The organism is Sorangium sp. So ce590 (assembly GCF_051521365.1).
In the GTDB taxonomy this organism is placed as follows: domain Bacteria; phylum Myxococcota_A; class Polyangia; order Polyangiales; family Polyangiaceae; genus Sorangium.
Map to the genome: position 1 here is coordinate 6,574,519 of NZ_CP150346.1, position 14,175 is coordinate 6,588,693.

Consider the following 14,175-nt stretch of genomic DNA (forward strand, 5'->3'; position numbering starts at 1 on the left):
TCGCGCTCTGCGACGATGCCATTGTTCACCAGGCGCCCCGTACGAGCCTGGCCCGCCAGACTCCCCTCGCTATCCACGCCGGCGGGGATCGCTGGGCGGACCAGAATCACCGACGATCCCTGCCGTGAGGTCAGCGGCCTAGGGCTCAACCCGATGGTGACAGTGGCGCTATCACCCAATGTTCCGGCCAAACGGGCGTACAGCTTGCATCGCCACGCGCGGTGGCACCCCTGCCGCGCGCGCCATGTAGAAGGAGTCGACGATGAAGCATGTAGAACTGATCGCAATCCTCGCGGCAACCGCGGCGGTTTCGGTAGCACCCAGCTCGCCGCGGCTGACATCACCACGCCTGTCGAGGATCTCGCGCTGGTCGAGGAGGTGCCGGCCCCCGGGGTCGGCGCCGCCGATACTTCGTCACATCCAGCGAGCACAGCAGCCGTGGTGCCCATCTTGTATACATAACATCTTTAGCCATCGCAGCTCGTGATCAAAGGCTCGCTTCCCGGGCATACACCCGTGCCCGCGGAGCTGCGCGCTTCGCGCGTGAAACGCTGACATAAGATTCTTACTTGAGCATCTTGTCGATTACCTTGCGGCTCATCCGGCCGCTCGAAGGAGAAATTTATGCGTCTTACCAGCTTACTGAGCTACGGCTCGGTCGCGATCGCATGCTGCCTGCTCGCCTGTAGCGGCGGCCCGTACGGCGACGACGACGAGATCGAATCGCTGGAGAGCGATCTCCGCAGCGCGGACTCCGCGGTGTTGGCGGAGCTCACGCTCCAGTCGCAGTGGTCGACGGGGTACTGCGCGAACGTGACCGTGAAGAACACGAGCTCCGGCGGGATCACCGCCTGGGGCATGACCGTCGCGCTCAACGGTTCCACAGTGACCAACGTGTGGGGGGTGCGCAAAACGGAGCCGGTCGGGCAGCAGCTCATCGCCTCCAACGAGAGCTACAACGGCTCGCTGAGCCCGGGAGCGACGACGAGCTGGGGCTTCTGCGCGAACGGCACCGGCAGGCCATCGCTCGTGTCCGTCAACAGCAGCGGGACCGGGGGCTCGACCTCGGCGAGCAGCAGCAGCAGCAGCAGCAGCGCTTCGAGCAGCAGCTCCTCGGCCAGCTCCGGCGCGGGCGGCGCAGGGGGCAGCGGCGGCGCAGGAGGCGCAGGCGGCGCAGGGGGCAGCGGCGGCGCGGGAGGCGGCGGCGGTACCCCGGGCGGGAGCTCGGGGCTCCCGGTCCCGCCTGGCGGCGGCGTGCCCAGGCCGTCCGGCGCGCCCGGGAACCTGGCCGTGCTCAACTGGGCGGGGTTCCAGGGCGCCGTCTCGTATACCTTCGACGACTCGAACTCGAGCCAGATCCAGAACTACGACGCGCTGAATGCGCTCGACGTGCCGTTCACCTTCTACCTCCAGACCGGCAAGAGCGAATCGAACAATCCGGTGTGGCAGAGGGCGGTGATGGACGGGCACGAGCTCGGCAACCACACGAAGAGCCACTCGAGCAACGACAGCGGCGCCGATACGGACGCCGCGACGCAATTCATCGAGCAAAAGTTCGGCGTCAAGGTGTGGACGATGGCGGCCCCGAACGGCTCATCGGTGTACTCGAACATCGCGCGGACGCGCTTCCTCATCAATCGCGGCGTGGCCAACGCCCTGATCGGCCCGAACGACTCGACCGATCCGTTCACGCTGCCCTGCTTCATCCCCCCGACCGGCGCCTCCACGGCGACGTTCGATCAGCAGGTCACGAGCGCGCGGTCCGCCAACAGGTGGCGCACCGTCCTGGTGCACGGCTTCACCGGCGGCAGCGACGGCGCCTATCAGCCCGTACCGCTCCGGGCCTTCCTCGATCACGTCCAGCACACAAAGGATCTCGGCGACGTGTGGATCGACAGCGTGGTCAACATCGGCGCCTACTGGCGCGCCCAGAAGGTGCTCTCATCGGTCACGCCCATGACGTCGGGCAGCGACAGGACGTGGAGGTGGACGCTGCCGGCCCACTTCCCGCCGGGCAAGTATCTGCGCGTCAAGGTGGGCGGCGGAACGCTCAAGCAGGGGGGCCGCACGCTCGCGTGGGACGAGCACGGCTACTACGAGGTCGCGCTCGACGAGGGCTCGCTCACCCTGTCGCCGTAGAGTCCGATACCTATCCACCCCTCGCGGTGGTGGCCGGATTTGAACATGAAGGCGGATCGGCCGGCGCGCCGTGAAGGCGGCCGGCGGGCGATCTCGTCCTGACCCCGCAGGCTATGGCGTGATGGCTGCTCCTTCGGCGGAGCGGTCATCGAGCGCGCGCGCGGAGGGCGCGCTCGACGTCGTCCTCGGCGAGCTCCCCCTCGGCCACCTTCTCGAGGGCCGCGCCGAGCGCGTCGTCGGCGCAGGCGCCGGCGGCGATGCGGATGCGGTGCCGGTGGCCTGGGTCCGGCGCCGTCGAGAGCGCCATGGCTGCGCCGATGCGGCGCTCCACGGGGGCCGCGCCGTCTTCGACGACGGAGGCGAGGTCGTCGGCGTCGAGGGGCGCGTGGCGGTAGCCGCCGCCGCCGTCGCGCCGGACGAGCGCGCCGAGGGCGCTGCGCCACTCCGCGAGCGCGCGGCCGCGACGATCGAGCGCCGCGAAGCGCGCGGCGGCGCCCTGGCCGCTGCGCGCCGCCATGGCCTCGCGCACCCGTGCGAGCAGCACCTCGGTGCTCGCGGCGAGGCTCGCGGGCGCCGACCCCGCCGCGGCGGAGCCCTTGCTCATCCGCGCCATCGTCGGCAGGAGCGTGCGTGCGCCGCCGGGGTGAGCGAGCCAGACGCCGCGCTCGTCCGCAGACACGCCGGTGACGAGCGCAAAGGGGATGAGGCGCCGGTGAAAGAAGCCCTTGATGGTGACGCCGTCCGTGCCCACGAGCGCCGTCCTCGCGCCGAGGAGCCGGAGCGGCGGATAGGCGAGGAGCGGCACCGCCACGGCGAGCGTCACCGCGAGGAGCGCCGCCGGGCCGCTCCACAGCGCGATCAGCGCGATGGGCGCGGTCGGATACCCCATGCAGACGGCGAGGCAGATGAGGCCGACGCGCTCGGCGCGGGTCAGCCGCTCCGCGGCCACGCTCACGAGGCGCGTCGAGAAGACGTGCTGATCCGCGGCGAAGCCCGCGGCCCGGAGCAGCGCGCTCGCCTCCGCCGCGCCGCGCACCCGGATCCACGCGGCGTCTCCGCCCCGGTCCCGGAACACCACGTGATGCTGGCCGGCGAACCCATCGATCCAGCCGGCCTCGAGGCGCGCGCGCAGGAGCCGCGTCGCTCGCGCGGCCTGCGCGACGACGATCTCGTCCTTCTCGACCGCGACCGTGGCGGGGCGCGCGGAGCCTCGCCTGGGCGTGCGCCCGGGGGACGTGTGATGGCCGATGAGGAAGAGCACGGCCCAGACCATCGCCCACTGCGTGAGCACGACCAGCACGGGCGCGGCGGCCGTGAACGCGACGCCCCCGATCAGGACGGCCCACGCGGCGATGCGCGCGCGGCGCGCGTGGACGAACGCGACGCCCTCGCTCTCGATGCGCAAGCTGTTCACCCCAGCATCGTACACGCTCGGCAGCCCCTCACCCGGACGATGTACGTCGGCTCGACGCGGGCGCGGGTCGGGCGCCCGCGATCTCCGAGGGCGAGGTCGACGAGGGCCTCGCGGCATACGCGATGCCCTCGGCGCGGATGAAGCTGGTCAAGGCGTGGGCTTGGCCTTCTCCTGCACATCCCGCAGGTAGAGCGCCTCCACCTGCTGCCGGGCCCACGGCGTCCGCCGCAAGAATTGCAGGCTCGATTTGACGCTGGGATCGTACTTGAAGCAGCGAATGTCGATCATGCGCCCGAGCTTCTCCCAGCCGTGCTGCGCGACCAGGTGCTCGACGATCCTCTGGAGCGTGACGCCGTGAAGCGGGTTGTTGGGCTGGGGCTGGGACATATCGATTGTGCGGGGCGGCGGGGGGATCGGGCCGGAGGGGCGGGCGCGATCCCTGCTATGTAGCACGTCTCGCGTCGCCGCACGCGCAGGCTCGCCACGGGTGGATCCAGAGTTGCGCAATTCGCGCAAACCGGGAGGGACGTGGCCCGCGTCGCGTGGCCCCTCGCCGCGGGCACGGGCGAAGGTGGCGTGTCCGATCCGCGAGCCAGCGGGGCTCGTCTGTCCACAACCCGGCAGGCCCGGGCGGGGAGCACCATGACCGCCGTGTCCGCGACGGCTCACCTCGGACAGTCGAGGTCGATCACCGCGAGATCGTAGCTCACCACGCCCGGACGGCTCGTCGGGATCCGACGTGCCGTCCAGCTCGGCCATGGTTTTCCGCCGGCGCGATGCGCGCGGAAGGGGCTCGTCCTTCCTTCCTCGCTCAACCTGGGGGCTCGTCCTTCCTTCCTCGCTCAACCTGGGTCGGCGTCGCCGGCTCACACGCCGACTCCCTCTATGCGGCCACGCCGGAAGGGGCCACCCGCAACCTGGGTCGCCGGAGGGGGCCACCCGCAACCTGGGTCACCCGGCCACCCGCAACCTGGGTCGGGTAGCGCCGGCCAGCCACCCTCAACCTCGGTCGAGTCGGCCCACCCGCAACCTGGGTCGGGTTGGTCCCACTGGTCCCACCGCCGCCAGGTGGGTTCCGGGTCGCCTAACCTGGTCGCGGGTCCCGGTCCCGGTCCGTTCCCAACCCGGGTTGGGTCGTTCCAGCTGGGTCGCCGCCGTTCGTGGTCGCCGCCGTTCGGACAGCCAGGGCCTACGATTATGTTATCGCTGGCGCCCCTTGGTGCGCGCTTGGAGTGGCATCCCTCATATGACTGCAGCCGCGCAGCGCTATGCGAGGTGGTCGACCGCACGCAGTACGCTGTGAAGACGAGCGTTTCCCACCACGACGTGCCGAAGCCGTCGCTCGCCCTCGCCCACCGGGGTGTGTAGCGCGCTCGCCCAGTGCCTACACCATGAGCACGCCGTCCATCACGCTGGCGCCATGAAACGTACGCATCCACCACGTCCCCGCCGGAAATACGACGCTGCGCACACCGGTATGCCATTGTTCGAGCGCTGCGCGATATGACGCGCGAAACGCCCGTACAGCGGCACCGGCGATTCGCCATGCGTCACCCTGCGCACGGCCTACCGCAAATGTAGGATTGCGTTCGCGCAGCGCCTCGAAGCTCGTAGCGCGCTCGTAGGGGGAGATCTTGCTGGCTCGCTCCGCGCCCAAGAAGCAGCGCCCATGCTGCTGCATCTCCGCATGAGCTCGCGCTTCTTGTCGCTCGATCTCGGCGGCCACCTCTTGGAGAAAGCCCTCCGCGCTGTCCTGCTCGATAGCCGGTGGCAGCGAGAGCGGAAGCGTCACTTCATCGGGCCACAGAGGGTTTTCCGGGTCGAGGTACACAGAGGGGCGTGCCGCGCGCAGCACGCCGCGACCGAGCTCGCCCACATCGACCTTGGCGCCCGGCCACTCACGCGCATGTCGGACGAGGCCAGCAGCCACGGGATTCGCCAGGACGTAGGCGATCTTCTCCGCCATCGCTGCGCGCGTCAGCAGCCGGACCACGCTCGGGGCCTCGTGGTCCCACACCGGTCCTTCCCATGTGCGGAGCACCTTCGTGCCGAGCGCGACGATGCGATGGAAGAACTGCAGGAAGCGCGGCAAGACGCCCGTCACGTCGGTCACGATCAAGTGAAGATGCGTTGACATCGCGCAGAGGGCGTGGACCTGGAGGCCGTAACGGCGCGCGGCGACCACGAGGGCATAAATCAGGAGCTGGGTGATGGCGGCGTCGGGGCGTAAGAGCAGGTGCCGACGCAGGACGCGACGGGTGATCATATACGTGGCGCCGTGAGCGATCTCGCGGGGGTGGCTCATGGCCGGCGCACACAACAAATGTCGTGCCGGGGTTGTGGTGAATTATCTCAAGGAGTTGCCACCCTTCCTGGGGGTGGCGGCCGCGTTCCGTGGGTGGCGGCCGCCAGCTGGGGTCGTCCGCCCCCCGGTTGCTACTGGGTCAGGTCTTCGGGTCTCGGTCGATCTGGCGCGGTCTGGCGCAACCCGGGTCGGTCTCGCGCAACCCGGTCGCGTCTGGGTCCAACCCGGGTCGGTCTCGCGCAACCCGGTCGCGTCTGGGTCCAACCCGGGTCGGGTCTGAACCCGGGTCGGTCTCGCGCAACCCGGTCGCGTCTGGGTCCAACCCGGGTCGGGTCTGAACCCGGGTCGGGTCTGTTCGGGTCTGTTTGCTCACTCCCGACTGGAGCCGTTACCATGCTGGACGCATGTCGCAGCAACCGCCGCCCGAGCCGCCGCCCCCCCCACCCAAGCAACCGTTCTCCCTCGCGGACGCCGGCATCGCCGCCCTCGTCGCCACCGGCTACGGCATTCCGGTGCCCTCGGCGCTGCTCTTCGGCGCGGCCACCGTCGCGCCGTTCGACGGAGCGCTCTTCATCGCCGTGGCGCTCTGCCTGGCGGGGTGGCTCGGTCTGACCGTATGGACGTACCGCGCGATCCGGCGCCGCGGGCGCGCCCCCTTCCAGGTCGCGTCCGAGGTGCTCGCGCTCCTCATCCTGCCCGCATGGGGCATGGCGTACAGCCACGAGGCGAACGACACGTGCGCTGTCCAGGCCTGCGACGCCGGCACCACGGCGTTCCGGCCGCTCGCCGAGCCCGAAGTCTACGGCCTGCTCGCGCTGCACGTCCTCACCGCCCTCGCGTACGTCGTGTCACGGCGCCGGCCAGAAGCGCTCCTCGGCCCCGCCGAGCTCCTCGTCCACGCAGCCTTGCTCCTCGCGATCGCCCTCCACGCCCTCCTGGCCGTCCACTTCGGCCTCTGGGCCCTCGGCGGCCTGCTCGTGCCGCCGCTGCTCCTGCCCTGCGTCGCGCCGGTGCTCACGGTCGCCTTCTATTCCGTCGAGCTGCGCGCGCGCCTCGTGCGGCGGGGCGTCGAGACCGCCGCGCCCACCCCGCTCGCCGCCGCGCCCGCCCCGCTCGCCGCTGCGGAGGCCGCCTATCGCGCGGGGCCGCCCCAGCCCCAGGCCCCGCTCCCGCCGCCGCCCGCGATCCACCGGCCGACGCTCTGGCGCGCCCTCGCGGTTTCCCCGCTGCTCCTCGGGATTCACGCCGTCGTTCACGCGGCCTGGCTGGGACATCCGGCGGCCGCGCTCCAGGTCTTCACCCGCACCTGCGGATATACCCTGTCGCAGCTCCCGATCGTCACGCTCCCCGGCGACTGCCATTACCTGTGCACCGTCGCGACGCGCGGCCACGCCTGGCTGGTGCGCCCGCTCCGGCTCGGTCGGCGCGGCGGCACGCCGATCCTCGTCAATCGCCAGCTCGCGATCGCGAACGCCTTCGAGGAGCTCCTGCACGAGCGCTGGCCGCGCTTCGGCCGCGCGGCGCGCCGCCTCTACGATCGGCTCGGGCTGCCCGTGAGCCGGTACATCGGCGCCGCCTGGGCCGCCGATCTCGTCTATCTCGCGATGAAGCCCCTGGAGTGGGCGTTCTACCTGGCGCTCCTGCTGCTCGACCCGCGCGCCCCCGAAGCGCGGATCGACCGCATGTACCGGTGATCACCGGGCCGCTGCTACCAGGTCACGACCGACCCTCTGTGCCGCCTCGACGATGCCGGCGACTGGAGTCGCGCACCGGTTCGGCGGCGAGCTCAACGCCGTCGAGCTCGTGCTTCCCTCGAGCCTCACCTGCGTCGACCTGCTGAACGGCGCCGGGTGCGCCGCGACCGACGCCGACTGGCTCTGCCTCCTCGACGCGTTCGAGGGGCACGTGCCGCTCGGAGGAGAGCGCACCGTCGAGCGGTCTGCGGCGCTCAGCGCCGACGGGCAGCGGGTGGTCACCGCCTCGGACGAGATGGCGCGGGTGTGGGCCCTCTCTGCCCACGCTCGTCGGCAGGCCCTTCGCGCCGCCACCACCGACTGCATCGTCCATGCATTGCGCCGAACCTACCTCGACGAGAGCGACGAAGACGCCCGGCCGGGCGACGAGCCCTGCGAGCGCGCGCACGGCCGGACGCCGTTCACCCCGGACGCCGCAGCGCCGTGAACGACGCCCGCCCTGCTGCAGCGCGGGTCAGGCACGGCGCAGCCGTCCGCGATAGGGACACTTCCCACGACGTCTTCGACCGGTGCATGCCGCCCTGTCACGGCGTGCTGGCAGGATCCGCGGGATCGCTGCACGCATCCTCCTCGTCGCCGTCGAGGAAGCCGTCGGCGTCGCGGTCGATCGCGATGCGATCCCCTGAGCCCGGCGGCGCGCAGGTATAGGTCAGGCGGGCGGCGGCGCCCGTGACGCGCGCCCGGAGCGCGGCGCCGGATACGGTCGGGCTCGCTTGACGATCGGCCATGAGCTCGTCCGCGCCAACATAGAGATAGCTGACCGCTCGACCGGCGATCTGCCCCTTCACCACGAGATCGCACTCGCCGGCGTCGGCGCGCGACATCAGCAGATGAATGCGCGGCCCGGCCACCGCGGCGTTGGTTTGGGTCAGCGTGACCTGCTGGCCGACGATCGGCGCCAGGTTGCTGTCGAAGGCCAGCACGAAGGCCTCGAGGTTGCGCCGGATCACCTCCCCCCCCGGCGGGTCCGGGATCCCCCCGGGCGGAAACTGCGTCGAGAACCCGAGCGCGTGGAGGAATCGAAAGATGGTGTCCACGCTCCCGTCATGGATGAAGCCGAAGCCGCGGATCTGATCTCCGGTGAAGCCGTTGTCGCCGGGGATGAACCCGAACGCCGCCGGGAAGCCGAACTTCCCCACCTTCTGGTAGGCATTGCGGAGCTGAGGCACCTTGAAGAGCTGCGTCTCCAGGGCGAAATTGGACAGCCCCGCCGTGCCGAAGAGCCCGGCCTCCGCGTCGAGCACATGGCACCCGATGCACGCCTTGCCGTTGATATCCAGCGTGGACTGAAACGCCTCGAAGCCGCTCTGCTGCTCGGCGGTCAGCGAGTTGTCCAGCGCGCGGATGGGGTTCGGCGGATACGTGATTTGCAGGACGAAGTCCGTGAACGCCTCCATGTCCGCGTCGGGGATGGGAGCGTGCCGCCCGAGGAGCTCGGTGAAGCCGCCCTGGAACTTCTCGAACGCCGCGCGCTCATCGAAGCTGCCGCTGTCCGGCTGCGCGGAGGGCGCGTCGTTGCCGCCCGTGCGGTCCCCGCGCCAGTGCATCGGGCCATGGTTCGCCATCCCTCGCAGGCTCTGGGTGGTCATCGGGCCCTTCATGGGGTGGAACGTCGGATGGGTGATGGGCTCGCCGGTGATCAGGTTGACGAGCGGATCATCAGCGAACGGCCCCGGGTGGTCGACCACGGGAGCGTCCGGGTTGCCCAGATCCCAGGCCAGGCTGTCGAGGTCGCCGAACACATGGCAGCTCGCGCAGGAAGAGTCGCCATGGCTCGACGAGAACGACGCGTCGTAGAGGAACGGGCGACCGCGGACGACGCTCTCCGGCTCGGGGTTGAACATCCAGACCTTGTTGACCTCGGCCCGCCGAGCCGTGCTGACGATGGAAATGCCATTGTCGAAGCGGGTCAGGACATACAGCTGCTGGCGGGGCTCGTCGAGCACGAGCCCCGTGGGGCCCCCGCCGGTCACGGGGATCTGGTACCTCGCGGTCGGCGCGGTCATGCTCTCGAGCGCCGCGGTCCGATAGACGCCCACCTTGCTCGAGCCGAGCGCGGCGACGTAGAGCGTCTCGCCGTTGCTGGAGACCGCCATCCCCGTGGGGCTCGCGAGGCTCGCGGCGTTCTCCTGGTTCGGGATGGCCGCGCAGCACGCGGCGTAGTCGATATGGGGATTGAGGTGTCGCGGGGTCACGCCGTTCGCGCCGATGACGGTGATCCGGCTCTCGTGGAGGTGACCTCGCACGGTCTGCCCTGCAAAGGTGCCCGGACCCTCGAAGCGGTCCAGGTTGTTCGCGTCGGTGTTGGAGACGTAGATGGCCCCGTTCACAGGGTTGACCGCCATGTTGTAGAGGACGGTGCCGACGCCCGTGAAGGACCCCGAGGGCCCCGGGCGGAGCGCGGGCCGCGTCGCCATGGCGTCGATGACGAAGACGTCCTTGTCGGGGAGCGACAGCTTCACGGCGTCATCCCAGGTGCGCCCTGCCGTGTCCACCCAGTGAGCGCCGCTCCACTTGACGATGATGCCGACCTCCGGCGCGGGCTGCTGCTCGAAATTCGTGCTCGGCGGCGAGAGGCCGCCCGGGCCGAAGCCGTCGGGGACCATCGTCTCGAAGACGCTGGTGGTGCGGTTGCCCGAGTGGAAGCCGGCCGCATAAACGTGGCTGCCGTCCGGGCTCACAGCGAGCGCGCGGGGGGTATCCGCGAACAGCGTGATGACGGCGAGCGGGTCGCCGCCCAGGGAGCGCCCGAGATCTCCGGCGTCGAACACCCAGACGTCGGCGCGGCCGACGCCCGGCGTGGTGAGCTGCGGATCGAACGGGACGTTCTGGCCGCGGTGGGCCGCGGTGATGAACGCGCGTCGTCGCCCGGGCCCTGCGAACACGATGTCGCGCGGCTCGTCGCCGACCAGCAGCGTGCGGTCCACGTGGCCGCTCGCTCCCTTGCGACCGAGCCGCACGACGCTGACGCTGTCGGAGAGGTGATTGACGACCCACACCTCGTCGTTGGTGCGCGCGGCCAGCGCGACGGGCTCGAGCCCCACAGGCACGGAGGTCAGGTGGACCAGACGGCCCTGGTGGACGCTGTACACTTCGAGGCGGTTGTCGGGTGTGTTCACGGCGAACAGCCGCCGACCGTCCGGGGAGAGCGCGAGCGGCCGGACCTGCCCGCTCTCGAAGAGAGTGAATGAAGGCGCCGTGGCGTCCGCGCGCGCGCTCACGACGAGGAGCGCCGCCACAACGCATACGGGCACGAGCATGAACACCGCACGTCGACGGGAATAACGAATTGGCATGCCACCCCCCATGGCGTCCGAAAGACCGACTCCGTTCCGGAAGGACGGAGGTCCGCTCACCCGCCGGGACGCCCGGGAAAGCCCCTCGACGGACGCGGCGCGGTTGCTCGGTCGACCCGTGCAACGCGGCACAAAGACGGATGGACGCAAGTTTCAGAGCTATCATGGAAAGGCTGGGATGGCCAGATGGCGGGAAGCATCTTGCCGAGTCCACGACATGCGCCCAGGGCGTGCCCGACGCCGAGCGGCGCGAAGAGCTCAGTCGATCTTCGTCGTACGATAAGCCACGACAGCGCCTCGATACGAAACGCCGGTGCGTACGTCGACGAGGGGACGTCCGGCGTGTCCTTGTGCGATCTCGCAGATGCCCTGTCAGGCAGGAGGCGCCCTGCGACGGCCGCCGCCCGCGCGGCTCGCCCGGGTGCTCGCCCCGAAGCTGCGCTTCATGGATCTTTGCAACCAGCATGAACAACCGCCTTGTCGGCGCGAAACCCGATAGGCTGCGATGCGTGGACTCGACGACACACAACGGCGCGGAGCGACCTCCGTCGGTCCCGCCTGCAGCCAGGTACGACCCCGAGCACGGGACGTTCGAGCTCGTGGAGACCGACGCCGACGGCCTCCCTTCCGGCGAGCGCCGCGTGTACCGCGCGAGCGACGGCTCGTTGCTCTCGCGCTGCTGCTATGCGGGCGGGGTGAAGGACGGGCCGTTCGCGATGTTCCACCCGAACGGTCAACCCGCGCAGCGCGGGCGCTACCGGGACGGCCAGCTCGACGGCGAGGTCGTGGTGTACGGCAGCGACGCCCCGAGCGAGCTCAAGCTGCGGCCGTGCTGTGTGCCGCCCGGCGCGTGGGAGCTGCGAACGCACTATCGGCAGGGGCGCCTCGTGCGCCAGGTCTTTCACGATCGCGCCGGGTACCCGATCTCCGCGGACGGCTCCCGCTGGCCCGACAGACCCGCCGGCGTCGCCGAGGAGGCGGACTACGATCAGGACTCGCAACGCTGGCTGGTCCGCGAGGAGGACGAAGCGTCGGCCGCGCTCCTCCATCGCTATTTCACGCCTGAGGGCGAGCCCTCTCAGGAGATCGAAATTCGCGCAGGAGCGCGCTATCGCGAGCGCCGGTACGGCGCGCTGGGCCGCCCTTCCGAGGAGCGGCACCTCGATCCCGAGGGGCGCTTCCACGGCCCGTCCGTCCGCTGGTTTCCCGATCCGGACACGAGCCCTTACCTCGATCCGCGCGTGCGCGAGGAGCGCGGTCAGTACGCGCACGGTCACCCCGTCGGGGCGTTCACGGGGCTCGACGCGGGCGGGGCGCCGGTCGTCCTACGCGAGCTCGGCGCGGCCCTCGACGAGGCCAGCCTCGTCGCGTCGCCCGCGCTCGCCGAAGACCTCGCGGCGTGGGACGCCGAGCGCGCCTGGGCCCTCGCGCGAGAGCTCTTGCAGGGCGGCCGCGCGCGCGAAGCCTGCTGCGCCGCAGCCCGCGCGGCGGTCCGCGGGGGCGAGCGCGAGAGGCTCGCCGCGTTCCTGCGCGCCGCGACGCTGCGGCCAAGACCCGAGGTCGCGGAGCGACGCGGGCGAGCGCTGCTCGAGACGCCCGAAGCGACCGCGCTCGGCGCCCTGGACGAGCTGCTCCTCGGCGCCGAGCCGAGCGCTGCCTACCGCACGCTCGCCGCCGCCTTGCCGTGCTCGCGGCGCGTCGCGCTCGCGCTCGTCGAGGCGGCGCTGCTGCTCGAGCCCGAGCGCCGCTCGACCTGCATCACGCGCGCGCTCCTGCGGCTCCAGGTCGGCGACACGCGCGGGGTGCTCGAGGATGCCGCCTGCGTCGAGCCCGAGGCCCCCGCCATGGCCGAGCACCTCAGGACCTTCGTGCGGCTGCTGTTCCCGGAGTTTGCTTTCTGGCCGGCGCGCCAGGTCATCGATCCGTTGCCGGCCGACGCATCGGCCACGGTCGAGCTCGACCAGCCGCTCGAGCAGGTTCGGCAGAAGATCCAGCTCTACGCCACCCGCTTGCTGCGCCTGCGCGAGGCCGTGCAGCGCAGCCTGCCGGGGACGGAGCCCTGTCCGTGGCTCCCGCCCGACCTGTCGCACGTGCTGCCGGGCGGGCCGGTCGAGCTCGCGCGGACGGCGGCGACCTTGACCGAGGAGACCGAGAACGGCGTGGAGACCGTCGAGCTCACCGTGGACGAGACGCTCGACCCAGGAGCGCTGCCGGTCTCTCTCCTGATGCGAAGGGCCCGAGCCGAGTGGGCCGCCCTCTGCTGGCTTTGCTGGTCGGCCGGCCTCGACCGCGTCGCGTTGCCGGAGCGCATCGCGCCCCGGCCCGACTTCACGGCGGCGGTCAACATGTCGCTCACCCGTTGCTTCCGCGCGCGCGATCAGCTGCAGACCGGCGGGCTCGTCAGCCGGGCGCGCGGCGTGCCGGGCTTCGTCTGGGAAGGGCACGCCATCGACCGGCTCGACCCCACGCTCGCGGTGATCGCGGCCGACGAATACTTCGAGATGCGCTGCCTCTTCGTGTGGCTCCTGTTTCCGGCGAACATCTCCCCGTTCCAGAGCGACATCCGCGCCGTCTGAGCCGATTCAGGGCGGCAGAGCGGAGCGCGCCGGTGAAGAGAACGATCGGAGTGGACGTGCATGCCACCAGCGCGACGTTCGGCGAGCGCGGCGAGGGGCGCGGGCGCGTCGTGCTACGATCCCCCTCGTGCCGAAGGAGAAGGCCAGGCCGGGCGAGACGCTCATCGCGCGCAACAAGCGCGCGGGCTTCGATTACGACCTCGGCGACCGGTTCGAGGCGGGGATCGTCCTCAAGGGGAGCGAGGTGAAGATGCTTCGCGCCGGCAAGGCCGACTTGACCGACTCGTTCTGCACGGTCTCTCGGGGCGAGGTGTTCTTGCAAGGTGTGAGCATCGCCGCGATGGCCAGCGCCGCCTTCGGCCACTTGCCGAAGGGCGCGCGCAAGCTCCTCCTCCATCGGCGCGAGATCGAGCGCATCGACCATTCGATCGCCCGCGAGGGGATGACCGCTGTCGCTACCCGGCTCTACTTCAAGAGCGGTCTGGCCAAGGTCGAGATCGCGCTGGCGAGGGGGAAGAAGATCTACGACAAGCGCGAGGCCATCAAGACGCAAGATGCCGAGCGCGAGACGCGAGCCATGGTGGTGCACGGACAACGACGGTACGGACGCGCGTGACGCAGGGTCCGCGCCGCGGTCGAGCGGCGGTCGCGGGCGGCGGCCTCCTGCTTCTGGCGTGTGATGGACGCCGCC

Annotated in this window: 9 protein-coding genes; 5 read left to right on the plus strand and 4 right to left on the minus strand. The window is 70.8% G+C overall.

Annotated features, from left to right (window positions below; genetic code table 11):
- Positions 1 to 624 precede the first annotated feature (624 nt).
- Positions 625 to 2,139, plus strand: a complete 1,515-nt coding sequence (locus tag WMF28_RS24465) for a cellulose binding domain-containing protein (RefSeq protein WP_437595712.1) — start codon at positions 625 to 627, stop codon at positions 2,137 to 2,139.
- Positions 2,140 to 2,284: 145 nt separating this feature from the next.
- On the opposite strand, the gene WMF28_RS24470 is transcribed toward WMF28_RS24465, so the two are convergent.
- The 3 genes from WMF28_RS24470 to WMF28_RS24480 form a co-directional block, all read right to left on the minus strand.
- A complete protein-coding gene (locus tag WMF28_RS24470; protein ID WP_437595713.1) occupies positions 2,285 to 3,553 on the minus strand; it encodes a PH domain-containing protein in 1,269 nt (422 codons plus the stop codon).
- Between the two features lie 147 nt (positions 3,554 to 3,700).
- Positions 3,701 to 3,940, minus strand: coding sequence for a VF530 family DNA-binding protein (locus tag WMF28_RS24475; RefSeq protein WP_437595714.1), 240 nt, complete (start codon positions 3,938 to 3,940; stop codon positions 3,701 to 3,703).
- 997 nt (positions 3,941 to 4,937) lie between these two features.
- Complete coding sequence (locus WMF28_RS24480) at positions 4,938 to 5,858, minus strand: transposase (RefSeq protein ID WP_437595715.1); 921 nt, start codon at positions 5,856 to 5,858, stop codon at positions 4,938 to 4,940.
- A 404-nt stretch (positions 5,859 to 6,262) separates the two neighbouring features.
- Here WMF28_RS24480 and WMF28_RS24485 point away from each other — a divergent pair, with 404 nt between their 5' ends.
- Both WMF28_RS24485 and WMF28_RS24490 read left to right on the plus strand, forming a co-directional pair.
- Positions 6,263 to 7,552 (plus strand): DUF6688 family protein, encoded by a 1,290-nt coding sequence (locus WMF28_RS24485; RefSeq protein ID WP_437595716.1) that lies wholly within the window; start codon positions 6,263 to 6,265, stop codon positions 7,550 to 7,552.
- A gap of 52 nt (positions 7,553 to 7,604) precedes the next feature.
- Positions 7,605 to 8,039, plus strand: a complete 435-nt coding sequence (locus tag WMF28_RS24490) for a hypothetical protein (protein ID WP_437595717.1) — start codon at positions 7,605 to 7,607, stop codon at positions 8,037 to 8,039.
- A 97-nt stretch (positions 8,040 to 8,136) separates the two neighbouring features.
- On the opposite strand, the gene WMF28_RS24495 is transcribed toward WMF28_RS24490, so the two are convergent.
- Positions 8,137 to 10,872, minus strand: coding sequence for a YncE family protein (locus WMF28_RS24495; protein WP_437595718.1), 2,736 nt, complete (start codon positions 10,870 to 10,872; stop codon positions 8,137 to 8,139).
- 545 nt (positions 10,873 to 11,417) lie between these two features.
- Here WMF28_RS24495 and WMF28_RS24500 point away from each other — a divergent pair.
- Both WMF28_RS24500 and smpB read left to right on the plus strand, forming a co-directional pair.
- Positions 11,418 to 13,484, plus strand: coding sequence for a toxin-antitoxin system YwqK family antitoxin (locus WMF28_RS24500; protein WP_437595719.1), 2,067 nt, complete (start codon positions 11,418 to 11,420; stop codon positions 13,482 to 13,484).
- Between the two features lie 127 nt (positions 13,485 to 13,611).
- Positions 13,612 to 14,100 (plus strand): SsrA-binding protein SmpB, encoded by a 489-nt coding sequence (gene smpB / locus WMF28_RS24505; protein ID WP_437595720.1) that lies wholly within the window; start codon positions 13,612 to 13,614, stop codon positions 14,098 to 14,100.
- Positions 14,101 to 14,175: the final 75 nt, after the last annotated feature.

Excerpts from the sequence above, each read along its gene's own strand:
- WMF28_RS24465 (WP_437595712.1), top strand. The coding sequence starts at position 625 with ATGCGTCTTACCAGCTTACTGAGCTACGGCTCGGTCGCGATCGCATGC.
- WMF28_RS24475 (WP_437595714.1), bottom strand. The coding sequence starts at position 3,940 with ATGTCCCAGCCCCAGCCCAACAACCCGCTTCACGGCGTCACGCTCCAG.
- WMF28_RS24480 (WP_437595715.1), bottom strand. The coding sequence starts at position 5,858 with ATGAGCCACCCCCGCGAGATCGCTCACGGCGCCACGTATATGATCACC.
- WMF28_RS24485 (WP_437595716.1), top strand. The coding sequence starts at position 6,263 with ATGTCGCAGCAACCGCCGCCCGAGCCGCCGCCCCCCCCACCCAAGCAA.
- WMF28_RS24490 (WP_437595717.1), top strand. The coding sequence starts at position 7,605 with ATGCCGGCGACTGGAGTCGCGCACCGGTTCGGCGGCGAGCTCAACGCC.
- WMF28_RS24495 (WP_437595718.1), bottom strand. The coding sequence starts at position 10,872 with ATGCTCGTGCCCGTATGCGTTGTGGCGGCGCTCCTCGTCGTGAGCGCG.